The sequence below is a fragment of the Streptomyces sp. NPDC036822 genome (assembly GCF_055609145.1).
Genome location: NZ_JBVJPY010000007.1, coordinates 69,335 through 85,255, shown reverse-complemented (window position 1 = coordinate 85,255; position 15,921 = coordinate 69,335). Strand labels below are relative to the sequence as shown.

The following is a 15,921-nucleotide window of genomic DNA, read 5'->3' as shown; positions in this document are numbered from 1 at the left end:
CGTCCTGCTGTGGTGGATCACGCTGTTGAGTTGGCGCACACCGGACTTAGGCCACTTGAAGCCCATCTGGTGCGCACCAACAGATTGACATCTGGTGCGCACCAGACGCAACCCCTGTCGTGGGTTGCGTGTCGGTGCACATCTCCAGAGAACGACTCAACCCGGGTGTCTCGGTAGCCAACTGGGGTTAACCTCAGGGGGGTTAACCAGCTTTCACCTGGGGCTTTACGGGAGGCAGCGTGGCTACGGGGTTAAGGGCAGTAAGGACCGCGCACGGATGGTCCCAGGAGCGATTGATCTATGAGATGCGGCGATTCGCGGAGCAGCGGCTGCTCGATATCGCCTCGGCGGCGAGCCTTAAGACCTACATCTCGGAGTGGGAGAACGGTCGGCGTGCCATCACTGACCGGTATGCCGCAATCCTCCGCCCACTCCTGGGTATCACCGACGACGAACTACGAGGCGCGGCCGACGCTCAGGAGCCACAAGCAGACGGCTACGCGGACTTGCTGAGCCGGATCGATGCGGCAGGCAGCCTAAGTGAGTCCATGGTTCCGTCGTTCCTGGCCCAGACCGAACTACTGCGCACCATGGACCGGCAGATGGGCGCGGCCGGTCTGGTCGACCAGATGAACGGCCACCTTGCGGCCATGGAAGAGGCGCTCACCTTTGCCGTGCTGCCAGGGATGCGCAAGCCCATCGCCACCGCGCTCGCGGGAGCGTCCACCCTTGCCGCTTGGCAGGCGCTGGACGCCGGTGCAGTGGAAAGGGCGTGGCGGAGGTACGAGCTAGCTAAGAAGGCCGCCCAGGAGGCCGACTCCCCGCTCTACCTCGCGCACGCCATGGGGGAGCAAGCGTACGTACTCGCGGACGCCGGTCGGCCTCAGCTTGCGATCGAGTTGGTGCGGGACGCCCAACGCACCCAGCCCAAGCTTCAGTCGCCCCGACTACGGGCCTGGCTAGCCGCAGCAGAGGCCGAACTCTGCGCAGCGGCCGGGGTCGGGAGGGAGCCAGAGGCCCTCGCGGCGCTTGAGCGAGCGACTTCCCTGCTACCGGACGACGGGGAGGTGCGTGACGCCGACATGCTGAGCATCTTCCTCAACACTGATCACCTGGCGAGGTGGCGCGGGAACGTCCTCGCCAAGCTCGGAGATGCTTCTGCGATGGATGAGTTGTACGCCTCCTTGGACGGCGTGGACGCATCCTTCGTGCGCGCGAGGTCCGGGCTGCACTGCGACCTCACCCAGGCTCATATGGCCCGGGGGGAGTTGGAAGACGCGCAGTCACACCTTCATAAGGCCCGACTGCTGGCGAACCGCACGGGATCCGTGCGGTATCGCCGTCGGGTGGACCTGCTTACCGGTCGCCTCTAGAACGGGAGGCCAAGATGTGCAGTAGGGCCACGAGCGTGCCAGACCCCATGAGCTTATTCTCCGCCATCAGCCGAGGGATGTCGTCAAGAGGGATCCAGGCGACCTCGCCGGCCTCCTCCGCATCCGTAGGTTCACCGACCTTCTCAGCCCCGCGGGCCACGAAGATCTCATGGGGCGAGTCGACCATGCCGATCATCGGCTGGTAGCTCACGACGTGCTCAAGGGGACCCGGACGCCAGCCCGTCTCTTCCTCCGTCTCACGTGCGGCCGTTGTGGCGGCCTCCTCGCCAAAATCAACGATCCCGCCGGGTAGCTCCCAACCCCACTGTTGCGGGACGAAGCGGTATCGCCACAGCATTAGGACGCGGTCTTGGTCATCGATCACGGCGTTCACGGCTACGCGAAAGAGTCGGACGACGTGGTGCTCGAAGCGGGCGACGCCGGGGGGCTCCACGTCAACCAGATCCAAGGTCACCCACCGGTTCTCGTATACGTGACGAGAGCCGTGGATCCGCCAAGGCTCCATCTCCGCTGGCGTCGGGACACTCTCGCCCCCGAGAACTCGATAGGAGCTGCGATCGTAGGCCTTAATGAAGTGCTCGTGTGACAGGCGAGCGAGCACTTGGCGCAGCGCGGTCCGGCCGATCTCAAGCTCTGCGCTCAGCGCCCGCTCGGACGGCAGCTTGCTACCGGGGCCATAGTGGCCTGACTCGATCCGGGACCGGATCGTTTCGTAGACCCTCTGCGTCTTTGGTCCCATCCGCAGAGCACACTCCTTAGTCGTTTGCAGGTGCCGGTAAGGATATCTTTGCTCATCAGCGGTAGCGACAACGTCTCACATATCCCCATGCTGAAGATGAGCCCAACAAGCGATGAGCCGCGACCGTCACTCCCCTGGTTCCCTTCTTTCAATTAGCACTGTCCCGAGAGGCCAAGCCTTTCCGGAAGACCGCCTAAAACGCCTCTCCGGGTTTCTCCACCTTTGCAGCCTGCTCCAGACAAGAACGATTACAGCCACGACCATCAGTAGGGAAAGATATCCCACCCATGCACCCATTTCACCCTTTTCTGCAAGCACTCGGAGAGGTGTTGCCGCATTGCCAATTAGGCCGCTATCCGGAATCTTGCGAGCCACATCGAGGGTCTCATCCATGGCTGGAAGCCCAAGCAGCACAGTCGCAAGTGCAGCGGTGGCCGCCAAGGCGTTAGCCCTACGCGCAGATCGCTGAGATTCTATGGTGGCCACCAACTGCTGCACTTGATTCAAGCTTTCGATTGTGTGCGCAACCGGTCAGCATGCCACCCCTTAAGCAGAGTGTCTGCAAGGTCTCGCGCGGTTCCATGAACGAGAGGTGTATCTCGATACTCTCGAAGCCCATATATCGCATCCTCCTGAAGGCTTCGAATACTTTTCAGGCGCCCACGACTCCTAGATACCCTCCAGTCGATCATGCGGATCTGCCAGTACTGCAGTAGTGCGCATTCCGAAATCATCACATGCTGCAAATGCCCCGCATACTCTTCGTGTCCACTGAACCCCGGCCAGCGAAAGTACATAGTATGGGACGGGTTCATGTATACCGAATAGTCAATGTTTAGAGAACTATCCTCCGGCATCAGATCCGCAACCGAGGATCCCCTCTGCCCGTGTCGGCTCTTGTATCGCGTTACCAGCTCAGTAAGTTCCTCTGGGTGGCATTCACGAAAGCCCAACTCCGAAGGGCAGCACGAGATCTTCTCAACGAAGATTGAAGGATGGCAGAGAAAGTCTCCACTGGGTTTCGAATCGGATGCTGCAAATATGGCATCAAAGTAAATTTGAAACATTTCGGAGAGTGAGATCGCATTTTGGTACGCTATTCGACGCCACCGAGTTCCTGACCTAACCTCAGCGACCCACTCACCGGGCATGCTGTCGCTTCGACGCCCGTCGAGAGACGCTTTAATCAAGTCCTCCGGATACTCCGCAGCTAGAACTATAGGACTCCCACCGAATTGCATCTCACTCAACCGACTTGCTTCAATATCACGGGGGAATCGGATGGCTATAGTTACTTGAACAACTCCGGATCGGTGAAGCAGAGCCGTGGCGTTCGCGTACATCCCATCACTGAAATCTGAACGCTCGCGAACTATACCTCCATCCTTGTGCGTGAGCCAAACAACAATATCCCGCAGATGCAGGCGAAGGTAGGGCTCCTCGATTCGATAAGCAGGCCTATAGACTTCACATTCAACTGCATGCTGCACGGCGTTGATAGCTTGCTCCTCGGCTACCGAAAGCTCGATTGTTTCGATGCTCTCATCGAACGAGCGAACCAGATCAGCTAGTTCCGCCGGCGAGGAATACCCCCTATTCCCGCGAAAAGGGTTATACAACATTGCGAAGATTCGCGAAGCCCTTAGCGGGTGGCGCAGTATCCACCGGCGGATACCGCCCTCATCTACGGCCCGTGCAAACTCGCGCCACGTGTGAGACGCGCGAATCAAGTCATACAGGTCGGAGTAGCGGTGCCCCATTCGGACCTCGGGGTGGGCTGGCGTACCAACAGTCTCAGCAACTGCCTTACCAAGCAGACGATCAGCCACCGCATGGATGTCCATCCGTCGGTCCCCACCCATGGTGAAGGTGAAGTATCCGACGCTGTCGCCGATCACTGCGGCATGCTGCCTGGTAGTCCCCATGCTTCAGTGAAACATGACAGGAGTGAGTCCGACGCGTACCACGGCAACTCCTCGGGAGCGAAGGCAGCGAGAGCCTCTGCACCTCGAAAGCTGCCGAGCATGCGGTCAGTCTGAGAACGACCGGGACCCACAACTGGCCCCTGTTAATCCCGCCGAGACGAGGGTTCACGTGCCCTGTCCTGGATCGAGTCGGCAGACGACTTCGCGCGGTCTTCCGTCCGTCCCGCAACCTGAAGCCGCCCACAGGGCGTCCCCGAGCAACATGGCCGCGTTCCTCGTGGCTCCCCGCGAGAGCCACCCAGGGAGCCACCGCACACGACATCTGGCGGACACGAGCGGACGCACACGAACCAACAGAGGGCGTCCGTCCCGCGCTTGGGGCGCGAAGGCAGGCAATCCCTGAGCCCACTCTTAGCGGCTCCTTAAAGCGACCATAAGGATCGCCATCACCCGTTCCCAGCAGCCCTTTTCACGGATTCCGGCGGCTAGCTTGCTCAGCGACCCCCCACGTTCCCCTCTCGAAGGAGTCGCTCCTCATGACCGCTCGCCGTACGGCCGCCACCGCTCTCGTCCTCGGCATCGCGCCGCTCGCGCTGGCCGGTCTCGCCGCCACCCCTGCCGTCGCGCACGGGTCGATGACGGACCCGGTGAGCCGGGTCTCGGCCTGTTACGCGGAGGGGCCCGAGAGCCCGCGGTCGGCGGCGTGCAAGGCCGCGGTGGCGGCGAGCGGGGCGCAGGCGTTCTACGACTGGAACGCGGTGAACATCGCCAACGCCGCCGGCAAGCACCGTGAGCTGATCCCGGACGGCAAGCTGTGCAGCGCGGGCAACGACAAGTACCGCGGCCTCGACCTGGCGCGCGGCGACTGGCCGGCGAGCAAGCTGGACTCCGGGGCGCACACCTTCCGCTACAAGGCGACCGCGCCGCACCGGGGCTCCATCGCGCTCTACGTCACCAAGGACGGCTACGACCCGTCGAGGCCGCTGAAGTGGTCGGACCTGGAGGAGAAGCCGTTCGCGACGGTGACCGACCCGAAGCTCGAGAACGGGGACTACGTCTTCGGCGGGACCGTCCCGGAGAGGTCCGGGCGGCACCTGATCTACTCGGTCTGGCAGCGCTCGGACTCCCCCGAGGCGTTCTACACCTGCTCCGACGTCGTCTTCGGCCAGGACAACGGCGGCGCGGGCGGTGCCCCGGCCCCGACGGCGAGCGCGCCGAGCGAGGAGCAGATCGAGGACGGGAAGGACCAGTCCTCGGTCGAGCACGGCGGGCACGGGGACGACGACGCGGGGACGGGGGCGAAGGAGACCGCGGCGGCGCCCGCGGCATCGGCCTCAGAAGCGGCCGGGCCGGCCCCGGCGCCGGCCGAGGCCGCCGGGTCGCGGCCGGCCGAGACCGCGCCCGGCGCGTCCGCGCCGAACGCGCCCGCCGCCGCCGGCTCGGGCGAGAACCTCGCCGAGACCGGTGGCGACAGCTCGACCCCGTACATCGCGGTCGGCGGCGCCGCCGTGCTGGCGATGGGAGCGGCCGTGCTCTTCGCCACGGTCCGCCGCTCGTCGCCGTCGACGGGCCGCCACAGCCGCTGACCCCGTCGGGACCGGCCGGATCGGGTGGATCAGCCGATCACCGAGAGGCAGGTGGTCGGGGTCGCGTGGGCCGGGTCGAGGGCGTTGGCCACCTCGTGGAACGTGACCCGGTCCACCGTCCCGATCGCGACGTGCTCCGACAGGTCGAGGGCGCACCTGTCCTGGATGAGGACGTTGGTGACGTGGGCGCCGTCGAGGAACTGTGAGCGGTAGGGGGTGACGACCTCGTCGTACCGGGTCGCGATGACCGTGTACGTCACGCCCGGGACGGTGTCCCCGCCCGCGTTGAGCTTGGTGAGGAACGGCGAGCCGGCCACCTGGTCGGCGAGGCCGGGGGTCTTCTCGTCGATCAGGTCGGCGACGCCGGGGAAGTACGGCAGCAGCCGGGTGAGGCCGAGCAGTGTCGTGCCGTGGTTGTCGGGGGCGATGCCGACGAGCGCGCGGACCTTCTCGGCCCCGCCGAGGAACTTGAGGTAGTAGCGGGGCATCATGCCGCCCTGCGAGTGGCCGACGAGGTCGGCCTCGGCGGCGCCGGTCGCCGCGAGCACCCTGTCGACGTAGGCGTCGAGCTGTTCGGCGGACTTGTCGATCGGTCCGAGGCCGTGGAAGAAGGGCACGTTCGGCAGCTGCCCGTAGTCGAGCGAGAAGACGCAGTACCCGCGGTTGACCAGGTAGGGCGCGAGCACCAGCCAGTTGTCGACGGAGTTCCCGAAGGTGCCGTGGACGAGGACGACGGGGCGGGGGTGGGCGGCGGAGGGCTTGCAGGAGAAGTCGTTCCAGCCCCGGCCGGCGGCCGCGGTGGAGGTGTCGGCCGTGAGGGACGCCGTGGACGTGTCGGCCGTGGTGGAGGTGTCGGCCTGGGCCGAGGCGGTGGGTGCGAGGGTGGCGGCGGCGGTCAGCAGCAGGACGGACACGGCTCTCAGCGCGTGTTTCCAGGGCAGCATCGTGCGATCTCCTTGCGGCTCAAGGGAAATCTGGGCGAACGATGACAGCGAGCCCTGCGGTCCGGACCACAAGTGGGGATGCTCTGCTCATGCCAAGCTACGCACGGGTAGCCTTTGCTGGGAAGTTACGCGTCGGTAAAAACTGACCGTTCGTCACGAGCGAGCAACGGCCGCACGTCAGGCCGCCAGCGAGCCCGGCAGGACCGCCCGTGGACCGAACTTGGCTCGCGCCCGGTCGGCCACCGCCTCCAGCCGTCGGGCCTTGTCGTCCGCCGGGTCGAAGGTCAGCTGTCGCGCGGCCCCCTCGGCGGGCGCGAGCCCTTCCGCGCGCAGCGCGATCCCCCGCACCCGTGCGCGCTGCAGCCCGAACGACTCGTGGACCGTGTACACGAGGTCGGTGAGCGCAGCCGTGTGGGCGGTCGGTTCGCGCAGCGTCCGGGTACGGCTGCTGGTGGAGCGGTCCGCGTACCGCACGGTGACCGTCAGGGAGCGGCACACCTGGCCCTCCGCCCGCATCCGGGCGCCCAGTTCACCGGCGAGCGAGAGCAGCGCCCTGCGCTGGGCCGAGGGGTCCAACTCGTCGTGGGCGAAGGAGCGTTCGGCCGCCAGGGAGCGGGAGGCCGCGTTCGGCACGACCGGGGTGCGGTCGACGCCCCGCGCCCGCTCGGCCAGTTCGCGCCCCGTCTTCGCCCCGAGCAGCCGCTGGAGCACGGCGAGCGGCGCGTCCGCGACCCGGCCGATGGAGTCGAGTCCGTACGCGCAGAGGGTACGGGCGGTGGCGCGGCCGACCCCGTCGAGCGCGGCGACCGGGCGGTCCCGCAGGAAGCGCTCGGGGTCCTCGACGACCAGGGTGGCGCCGGGCCGGGCCTCACGGGCCGCCATCCGGGCCAGCATCGGGTTGGGCCCGGCGCCGACGACACAGTCGATGCCGTACAGGGCAAGCGCCCTGACCCGTATCACCGAGGCCAGCTCCGCCGGGCTCCAGCCGAAATAGCGCAGCGCGCCGCGCACGTCCGCGAGCAGGGTATCGGGCGGGGCGGCCTCGACGACCGGGGTGAACTCGCCCACCAGGGACAGCAGCCGCGGCAGCATCGCCTCGTACAGGGGCTCCAGCCGGAACCGTACACAGAGGATCATCCCGCGCTCCCCGGACTGCTGTGCCACAGCTTCCGCGGCGGGGTCACCGCGCCGTCACCGGCCGGCCGGAGGTCCGCCCAGGGATTCATCTGGAACCCGGTCGACATCCTGATCCGGCGACCGCTGTCACCGCCGTCGCCGGAGGGCAGGGGCTCGGCGAGCCGCTCCCCCACCGCCTCCAGACCGCCGGCCGCCCGCAGCTCCACCAGCTCGGCGAGGTTCCAGGTCGCGGACCCCACCACGCTGAGGCTGCGCGGGCCGCGCCGCTGCACCACACCCCGGACGAGCAGCAGCCAGGAGTGGAAGACGGTGTGCGCGCAGGCTTCGTGGGAGTCGTCGAAGAAGGCGACGTCGACCAGGCCCGTCCCGTCGTCGAGCGTGGTGAAGACGACCCGCCTGCCGGAGCGGATCGGCGGGGTCTGGGTGGCCGCCTTGGCGCCCGCGACCAGGACGGTCTCCCCGTGCCGGGCCTCGCGCAGCCGCTTGGCGGAGACCACGCCGAGTTCGCGCAGGAAGGCGTGGTGGTCGCCCATGAGGTGACGGGAGGCGTCCATGCCGAGGACGCCCAGCTCGGCGCTGAGCCGCTCCGACTCGTCCAGGTCGGGCAGGCCGATGGGTGCGGTCTTCATGCCCTGGGCGAGAGGGAGCTGGCCGCCGTAGGAGGCCGCGCCTCGCTGGGTGCGGTGCAGTTCGGTCAGGTGCAGCAGCAGATCGCGGCGATTGGCGCCGAAGGCATCCAACGCGCCCACCTGCGCGAGCCGTTCGGCCACCGGTTTGCGCGGTCGGGCGCGCTCCCAGAAGTCGAGCAGCGAGGTGTAGGGCTGCCCGGCCTCGATCCGCGCGCTCTCCGCCTCGCTGATGCCGTGGACGTCGGCGAGGGCCAGGCGGAGCCCCCACACCTTCGGCGTCTCGGACACCAGTTCGATACGGTGAGTGGCGGCGGACCTGTTCACGTCCAACGGCAGCACCGGCACCCCGCGCCGCCGCGCGTCCGCGAGCAGCAGCCGCTTCGGATACATCCCCGGGTCGTGGGTGAGCAGCCCGGCGTAGAAGGCCGCCGGGTGGTGCGCCTTGAGCCAGGCCGACTGGTACGTCGGCACGGCGAAGGCCACCGCGTGCGCCTTGCAGAAACCGTACGAGCCGAAGGCCTCCACGATCTCCCAGGCACGGGCGATCGTCTCGTAGTCGTACCCCCGCCGCTCCGCCCGCTGGGCGAACCAGATCTTGATCCGGCCCGCCGACTCGGGATGCGAGAGCCCGCGCCGCACCTGGTCCGCCTCACCCCGGCCGCAGTCGGTCATGATCCGCACGATCTCGATGATCTGCTCGTGGAAGACGACGACGCCGTACGTCTCCTTCAGCGCGTCCTCCAGGTCCGGGTGCGGGTAGCGGGCGGGGGCCCGGCCGTGACGGGCCTCGATGAACGGGCGGACCATGTCGGCGGCGACGGGCCCCGGCCGGAAGAGCGAGATGTCGACGACGAGGTCGTGGAAGGTGGCGGGCTGGAGCCGGCCGACCAGGTCCCGCTGGCCGGGCGACTCGATCTGGAAGCAGCCGAGGGTCTCGGTGGACTGGATGAGCCGGTACGTCTTCGGGTCGCCCGGCTCGACCTGCTCCGGGTCGTCGAGGTCCACCCGCTCGCCCGACGCCCGCTCGATCTCGGCGACGGCATGGGCCATGGCGGACTGCATCCGCACCCCGAGGACGTCGAGCTTCAGCAGTCCGAGGTCCTCGACGTCCTCCTTGTCGAACTGGGACATGGGGAAGCCCTCGCCGCTGGTGGGCACGACGGGGGTACGGGTGAGCAGCGAGGCGTCCGAGAGCAGGACCCCGCACGGGTGCATCGCGATGCCGCGCGGCAGCTTGTCGAGGGCCTCGACCAGCTCCCAGAGCCTGCCGTACTCCCCCTTCTCGCCCGCGAGGGCACGCAGCTCCGGCAGTTCGTCGAGGGCGGCGAGCGCGTCCCGGGCCCGGATGTGCGGGAACGCCTTGGCGATCCGGTCGATCTCCGCGGGGTCCATGGACAGGGCCGCGCCCACGTCCCGTATCGCGTGGCGGACCCGGTAGGTCTCGGGCATGGCGACGGTGGCGACCCGCTCGGTGCCGAAGCGGTCGATGATCGCGCGGTATACCTCCAGGCGGCGCGCGGACTCCACGTCGATGTCGATGTCGGGCAGGGCGGTGCGGTTCTTGGACAGGAAGCGCTCCATCAGCAGCCCGTGTTCGACCGGGTCGGCGTGGGCGATGCCGAGGAGGTGGTTGACGAGGGAGCCGGCACCGGAGCCCCGGGCGGCGACCCTGATCCCCATCCTCTTGATGTCGTCCACCACCTGCGCGACCGTCAGGAAGTAGGTGGCGAAACCGTGGTGGGCGATGATGTCCAGCTCGCGGTGCATCCGGTCCCAGTAGGCGCGGCGCCCCTCGTAGCCGCGCAGCACCATTCCGGCGGCGGCACGGGAGGCCAGGACGCGCTGGGCGGTGCGGTGCTCGGCGCCGACGAGGTACGGCTCCGGGAAGTGGGCGGAGCCGATCCCGAGGTCGTCCTCGGGATCGAGCAGGCAGTCGGCGGCGACGGCCCGGGTCTGTTCGAGCAGCCGGTGGGCGGTGTCCCGGCGGAAGCCCGCGGCCTCGACGATCCGCTCGGCGCCGGCCAGCATGTCGCCGCCGCCCTTGAGCCAGGCCTCGCCGCTGTCGAGTTCCCTGCGGGGGTCGACGGGGACGAGCCGGCGGGCGGAGTCGAGGACGTCGGCGACGGGCCCCTGGCCGGAGTCGGCGTACCGGACGTCGTTGGTGAGGACCGGTCGGACGCCCTGCTCGGCGGCGAAGCCGACGGTGCGGGCGGCGAGCCGCAGCGAGCCGGGGCCCGTCCCGGAGCGGCCGTGGTGGACCGCCTCCAGGCGCAGGGCGTCGCCGTACCGCTCGCGCCAGGGGGCGAGCAGCCGGGCGGCCCGGTCGGGGCGGCCTGCGGCGAGGGCGCGGCCGACGTCGGAGGCGGGGCCGAGGAGCACGGTCAGACCGTCGCCGTGGTTGGCGTCCCAGGGCAGCAGGGGCTGGGGCCGGGCACCGCCGGCCGCGTGGGCGGCGGTGATCATCCGGCAGAGCGCGGCCCAGCCCTCGCGGGAGCGGGCGAGGAAGACGGCGCGGGGCGCGGACTCGTCCACGAAGGCGCCCCCGCGCACGGGGACGCGCCGCGCGGAGGTCCCGTCACCGCGCACCGGCCACCCGGCGGGGGTGGCCGCGGACCCGACACCGCCGGCGCGGGCGACCCGACGGCCGTCCCGGCCGGCGCCCTCCGGACCGGGGCCGCCGGCGCCGGGGCCGTCCGGGCCCGGGGTGGTCGAGCCGTGGCCCTGGGGGCCGGGGCCGCGGAGGCCGGAAGCGGCGCCTCCGGTCGGGGCGGGCCCGTCGAGGGCGAGGTCGGCACCGAACAGCGGACGCACGCCCGCCGCCGCGCAGGCCTTCGCGAAGCGGACCACGCCCGCGACGGTGTCACGGTCGGTGAGGGCGAGGGCGTCCATGCCGCGCTCGGCGGCACGCTCGGCCAGCCGCTCGGGGTGCGAGCCGCCGTAGCGCAGGGAGAAACCCGACGCGGTGTGCAGATGCGTGAACCCCGGCATGTGCACCTCCCGCATCGATTCGTACGTACGTTCCCACCCCCCTCTCCTTCACCATAGACCATTTCGAACGTGCGTACGATACGCCGGGCGCGCCCCTCTCCGTCATCCGTTCGGACCCGACCCACCTGCGGGAACACCACCTGGCCCGGAGCGTGGGGGCATGAGTCTCGCCGAGGAACTGAAGAGCGCCGTCACTCCGCGAGCAGCCCTGCTCGTCGTCGGCGTGTTCGCCCTCCAGCTGCTGTTCATCGCCTCGTACGTCGGGGCCCTGCACAACCCGAAACCGAAGGACGTGCCCTTCGGGGTGGTCGCTCCGCAGCAGGTCTCAGCCCAGCTGGTGGGGCGCCTGGAGCGGCTCCCCGGCGGGCCGCTCGACCCGCGGACGGTCACGGACGCGACCGAGGCCCGGAAGCAGATCATGAACCGGGACATCGACGGGGCCCTGGTGGTGAACCCCGCCGGCACCACCGACACCCTGCTCGTCGCCTCCGGCGGCGGCACGGTGCTGTCCTCCGCCCTGGACGCGCTCTTCACCCGGGTCGAGGCAGCCGACCGGCGCACGCTCAGGACCGTCGACATCGCTCCGGCCTCGGAGCAGGACTTCGACGGCCTCTCGGCCTTCTATCTGGTCGTCGGCTGGTGCGTCGGCGGCTACATCTGCGCCGCGATCCTCGCCATCAGCGCGGGCTCCCGCCCCGCGAACCGCGAACGCGCGATCATCCGGCTCGGGGTGCTGGCGCTCTACTCGGTCCTCGGCGGCCTGGGCGGCGCGGTCATCGTCGGCCCGATCCTCGGCGCCCTGCCGGGCAGCGTCGCCGCCCTGTGGGGGCTGGGGGCCCTGGTCGTCTTCGCGGTCGGCGCCGCCACCCTGGCCCTGCAGTGCCTCTTCGGCATCGTGGGCATCGGCCTGGCGATCCTGCTGATCGTGATCGCGGGCAACCCGAGCGCGGGCGGCGCCTTCCCGCTGCCGATGCTGCCCCCGTTCTGGAGTGCGATCGGCCCCGCCCTGCCACCGGGCGCGGGGACCTGGGCGGCGCGCTCGATCGCGTACTTCAAGGGCAACGACGTCACCGGTTCGCTCCTGGTCCTCTCGGCCTGGGCCGTCGTGGGCAGCGCGATCACGCTGGTGACGTCCTCACTGAAGCGCACGCCCGTGGCCGAGCCCCTCGCGGACGAGGTGAACTGACCAGGTCACGGACACGGCCGGGCCCCGGCCCCCTGGGAGGGGGCCGGGGCCCGGTCCTGTTCTCGGTGTTCCTACCTCCGGCCGGGCATCAGCCGAAGGCCTTGATCCCGTTCCAGTTGACCGACAGCACCGTCTTGACGGGCGCGTTGGTGTTGGTCTTGGACGGGTGGTAGATCTTGATCGTTCCGTCGGCGGTGGTCCGGGTCCAGATGTCCGGGATCCCGTCCCCGCTGACGTCCGGGATGCCGACGGCGGTGTTGACGTTGGCCTCGGTCCAGCCGGTGCCGTAGGCCACGTCGCCGTTGAGCGAGTTGGCGGCCAGCATCAGCGAGTTGAGGTCGACGCTGCCGGCTCCGGCGGCGCCGGGCTTGCCGTGGCGGACGTACATGTTGCCGTTGTCGAGGTTGCGCCACAGCAGGTCGGGCGTGCCGTCGATGTTGATGTCCGCGACGTTGACGATGTCACGGCGCTCCCACGCGTCGGCGTTCATCAGCGTGGCGGTCTGGAAGGTGGCGCCGGTGTAGCCGGACAGGACCCAGAAGGACACGCCGGCCCGCAGGACCAGGTCGGCCCGCTTGTCGCCGGTGATGTCGCCGACGGCCTTGAGCTGCGTCCAGGTCGACGGGGCCGGCGCGTTCGACGGCAGCCTGATCTTGAGGCGGTCGTCGACGTCGAACGTGCCGTAGCCGTCGCCGGGGTAGAGCCAGAAGCCGCCGTCGGGCGTACGGGCGAACAGGTCGGTGGAGCCGTCACCGGGGTAGGCGTCGCTGTGGTGGGCGATCAGGGCCGCCTTGCCGGTGGCCGCGTCGAACCAGTGGCCCTTGGGGTGCATGACCACGTTGCCGTCCGCGCCCTTGCTGTACGAGCCGGTCAGACCGGCGTACAGCTCGCCGCCCGGGCTGCCCGGGTAGGAGAAGAGGTTGCCGTTGGCGTCGATGACGAGGAGGTCGGCGATGTTGTCGCCGCCCACGTCACCGGGACCGTCGGCCGCGTCGCGCGGCGGCACGTAGAACGCGTAGTCGGTCCGCGCGCTGACGTTGCCGAGCGAGTCGAGGGCGAAGATGTGCAGCCAGTTGGGGCCGGCGTGCGGGGGCTTGAGCGCGGGGTCGGTGAAGGCGCCGTCGACCGCGGGGACGTCCGGGTAGTAGATGCCCTCGAAGCCGTAGCGGAACTTGGCCGCGCCCTCGGACCGGAAGGTGATCGACCCCGTGCCGCCGAACTTCACCGAGGCCCAGGTGGCACCGTCCGAGGTGGCCCGCTTGAACGGGGTGGTCTCCTCGTCGACGGTGGGCTGCGGCGGCGCGGTCGGGTCGATCGTGAGGCGGCACGGCTCGGTGGTGTTCGGCGGGAAGTACGTGGACACGGCACCGACCTGGTCGATGGCGTGGACGTCCCACGAGTAGGACGTGGAGGCCGTGATGTCCTTGATCAGCGGGTCGGTGGCGGAGATGATCCGCTGCGCGGTGCCGCTGGAGTTCGGCGTCGCGTCGACCGGGGCCGGAGCCGTGGTGCCGGTCTTCCAGAACCGGAAGCGCAGCTTGGACAGGTTGCCGTCGCCGTCCTTGGCGTTGGCCGACAGGGTGATGTTGGTCTTGCCGATCGTCACACCCACGCCGGGACCGGGCACACAGGGCCCACCGGGGGCGCTGGTGCCGGCGGTGGGCTCGCTCGGCGGACGGTTGTAGTCGACCTCGAAGGTGGCGGAGGTGGCGCGGAACTTGCGCCAGGTCTGCGTGTCCGTCTCGGTCGTGGCGCGCATACCGAAGGTGATGTTCGACCAGCCGTTGTCGGCGGCCTTCTGCGCGGCGGCCTTCACCCCGGTGCTGTCGAACGCCTCGTACGCGTCCGCGCAGGAGGTGGACCAGCCGTGGGCGAAGGACTTCGACTGCAGGTGGGTCGTCCAGGAGGGCTGGGCGTTCCAGGTGGTGCCGGTGGAGATTCCGCCGGTCAGGTAGAACTTGAACTCGCGGTCCGTGCAGGACCAGGAGTGGTTGTTCAGCACCTTGTAGGAGGCCCGGGTGACCGTGGCGCCCTTGATCTTCGGGTCGAACTTCATCCGCCAGAAGGAACGGCCCAGGCCGCCGGTGTCGCTCTCGTAGCCCACGCGGGCGTCGGAGGTGCCGGAGGAGAAGTTGGTGCCGTTCCAGAAGCTGCTGTTCGGGTACTTCCGGTAGGCCGTCGTCCACGCCTCGTAGGGCGAGTTCATCGTCGGGTCGACGAAGACCGGGAACTTCACACCCGCCTTGGTGAACAGGCCCGTCGCCGCCACGTTCAGGGCGAGAAGCGCGGTGCTCGTCTTGTCGCCGTCGAGCGTGACGGGCAGCTGCGCGGACCGGGCGCCGGGCTCGATGCCGGTCAGGCCCGAGAGCTTGAGCACGTCGGCGGGGGTGCCGGTGGCGGTACGGGGCGTGGCCTGGGCGGCGGGCAGCTCGGGGTCACGGCCGCTGGAGTCCCACGCGAAGGGGGTGGGGATCGAGGCGACCTCCGTGCCCTTCTTGTCGAGGACGAGCACGCGGCCCTTGGGGGCGTCGAGGTGGAAGGTGGCCGTCTTGGAGCTCAGGCCGTACGCGACCGACTTCAGCGCCTCTTGCTTGGCCGCTTCCGGGGTCTTGACGATGAGGAGCTGGGCGACGCCGCCTTCCTCGCGCGCGACGAGGAGCAGGTCGACGCCGGGCAGGACCTCGGAGTAGAGGGCGCGCGGGCCGTCGAGGACCGGCTCGGGCAGGGTGCCGGGCCAGGTGTAGGCGACGGTGTGACCGGCGACGTCCATCTCGGCCAGCACGGTCTCGCCGGGCCGCGGGGCACGGGCGAACGAACGGTCCGCACGAGCGGCGTCCTTGCTGCCGCTCGAAAAACGGACCGGAACAGCGGCGTTGACGGGTCGTACACCCAATCCACCGGCGGCGTTCTCGGTCCGCGTGAGCGTGTTGTCGATCGGCGCCCACTCGCCGTCGGCGTTCTTCGCCCGCTGCGGTGAGGCATGCATCCGGGTACGCATCTGCCCGTCCGGCAGGGCCCACGTCTGCTCGGTGGCGGTGGTCGCCGTGTCGACGAGCACCTGCTTCCGGATCCGCTTGGCCTCGGCCACGGCAGCGGCCTCGTCACGCGGACCGGTGGCCGCCGGCTTGGCGTCCGTCGCCTTCTTCCCCTGGGCGACAGGTGGGGCCTGAGGTTGCCACCAGGGAAGGAGCGCGGCGGTGAGGGCGGCCAGGACGAGGCCGAGAGTCAGGGACAGCCGCGTGCGCGTGCGCACGAAAGGGCTGAGTAGTCGAGGTGGCGGCGCGGACAAGGCGGTCAACTCCCGTGGAAACAAGACGGACATGGGCAGCACGGACAGCCCCGTACGGCATGCCACGGGGCACAAGGCGCGCACACGATCACACGTGGACCACA

Annotated in this window: 10 protein-coding genes; 3 read left to right on the top strand and 7 right to left on the bottom strand. The window is 69.2% G+C overall.

From position 1 onward, the window contains the following. Positions 1 to 239: 239 nt before the first annotated feature. The gene (locus tag ACZ68P_RS18415; RefSeq protein WP_471007283.1) at positions 240 to 1,373 is read left to right on the top strand and encodes a helix-turn-helix domain-containing protein; all 1,134 of its coding nucleotides are present in this window, start codon (positions 240 to 242) and stop codon (positions 1,371 to 1,373) included. On the opposite strand, the gene ACZ68P_RS18410 is transcribed toward ACZ68P_RS18415, so the two are convergent. The 3 genes from ACZ68P_RS18410 to ACZ68P_RS18400 all read right to left on the bottom strand — a co-directional run bounded on the left by ACZ68P_RS18410 (position 1,357) and on the right by ACZ68P_RS18400 (position 4,031). Beyond that, positions 1,357 to 2,133, bottom strand: a complete 777-nt coding sequence (locus ACZ68P_RS18410; protein WP_471007281.1) for an NUDIX domain-containing protein — start codon at positions 2,131 to 2,133, stop codon at positions 1,357 to 1,359. The genes ACZ68P_RS18415 and ACZ68P_RS18410 overlap by 17 nt on opposite strands. A gap of 126 nt (positions 2,134 to 2,259) precedes the next feature. Then, positions 2,260 to 2,526, bottom strand: coding sequence for a hypothetical protein (locus ACZ68P_RS18405; protein ID WP_471007278.1), 267 nt, complete (start codon positions 2,524 to 2,526; stop codon positions 2,260 to 2,262). A 110-nt stretch (positions 2,527 to 2,636) separates the two neighbouring features. After that, positions 2,637 to 4,031: a hypothetical protein gene (locus ACZ68P_RS18400; protein ID WP_471007277.1), complete on the bottom strand. Its 1,395-nt coding sequence runs from the start codon at positions 4,029 to 4,031 to the stop codon at positions 2,637 to 2,639. Positions 4,032 to 4,594: 563 nt separating this feature from the next. On the opposite strand from ACZ68P_RS18400, the gene ACZ68P_RS18395 reads away from it, so the two are divergent. After that, a complete protein-coding gene (locus tag ACZ68P_RS18395) occupies positions 4,595 to 5,644 on the top strand; it encodes a lytic polysaccharide monooxygenase (protein WP_471007275.1) in 1,050 nt (349 codons plus the stop codon). A 29-nt stretch (positions 5,645 to 5,673) separates the two neighbouring features. Here ACZ68P_RS18395 and ACZ68P_RS18390 read toward each other — a convergent pair whose 3' ends face one another. From ACZ68P_RS18390 to ACZ68P_RS18380, 3 genes are all read right to left on the bottom strand, one after another. Then, positions 5,674 to 6,588 carry an esterase/lipase family protein gene (locus tag ACZ68P_RS18390; RefSeq protein ID WP_471007273.1) on the bottom strand — a complete coding sequence of 305 codons (915 nt, stop codon included), beginning with the start codon at positions 6,586 to 6,588 and terminating at the stop codon, positions 5,674 to 5,676. 177 nt (positions 6,589 to 6,765) lie between these two features. Further along, on the bottom strand, positions 6,766 to 7,725 hold the full coding sequence (locus tag ACZ68P_RS18385) for a DNA polymerase Y family protein (protein ID WP_471007272.1): 960 nt from the start codon (positions 7,723 to 7,725) through the stop codon (positions 6,766 to 6,768). Then, a complete protein-coding gene (locus ACZ68P_RS18380) occupies positions 7,722 to 11,342 on the bottom strand; it encodes a DNA polymerase III subunit alpha (protein ID WP_471007270.1) in 3,621 nt (1,206 codons plus the stop codon). Before ACZ68P_RS18380 ends, ACZ68P_RS18385 begins: the two co-directional genes overlap by 4 nt. A 160-nt stretch (positions 11,343 to 11,502) precedes the next feature. Here ACZ68P_RS18380 and ACZ68P_RS18375 point away from each other — a divergent pair, with 160 nt between their 5' ends. After that, entirely contained in the window at positions 11,503 to 12,528 is a 1,026-nt protein-coding gene (locus ACZ68P_RS18375) for a DUF3533 domain-containing protein (RefSeq protein WP_471007268.1), read from the top strand. A gap of 88 nt (positions 12,529 to 12,616) precedes the next feature. Here ACZ68P_RS18375 and ACZ68P_RS18370 read toward each other — a convergent pair whose 3' ends face one another. Next, positions 12,617 to 15,850, bottom strand: a complete 3,234-nt coding sequence (locus ACZ68P_RS18370; protein WP_471007266.1) for a hypothetical protein — start codon at positions 15,848 to 15,850, stop codon at positions 12,617 to 12,619. Between the last annotated feature and the right edge of the window lie 71 nt (positions 15,851 to 15,921).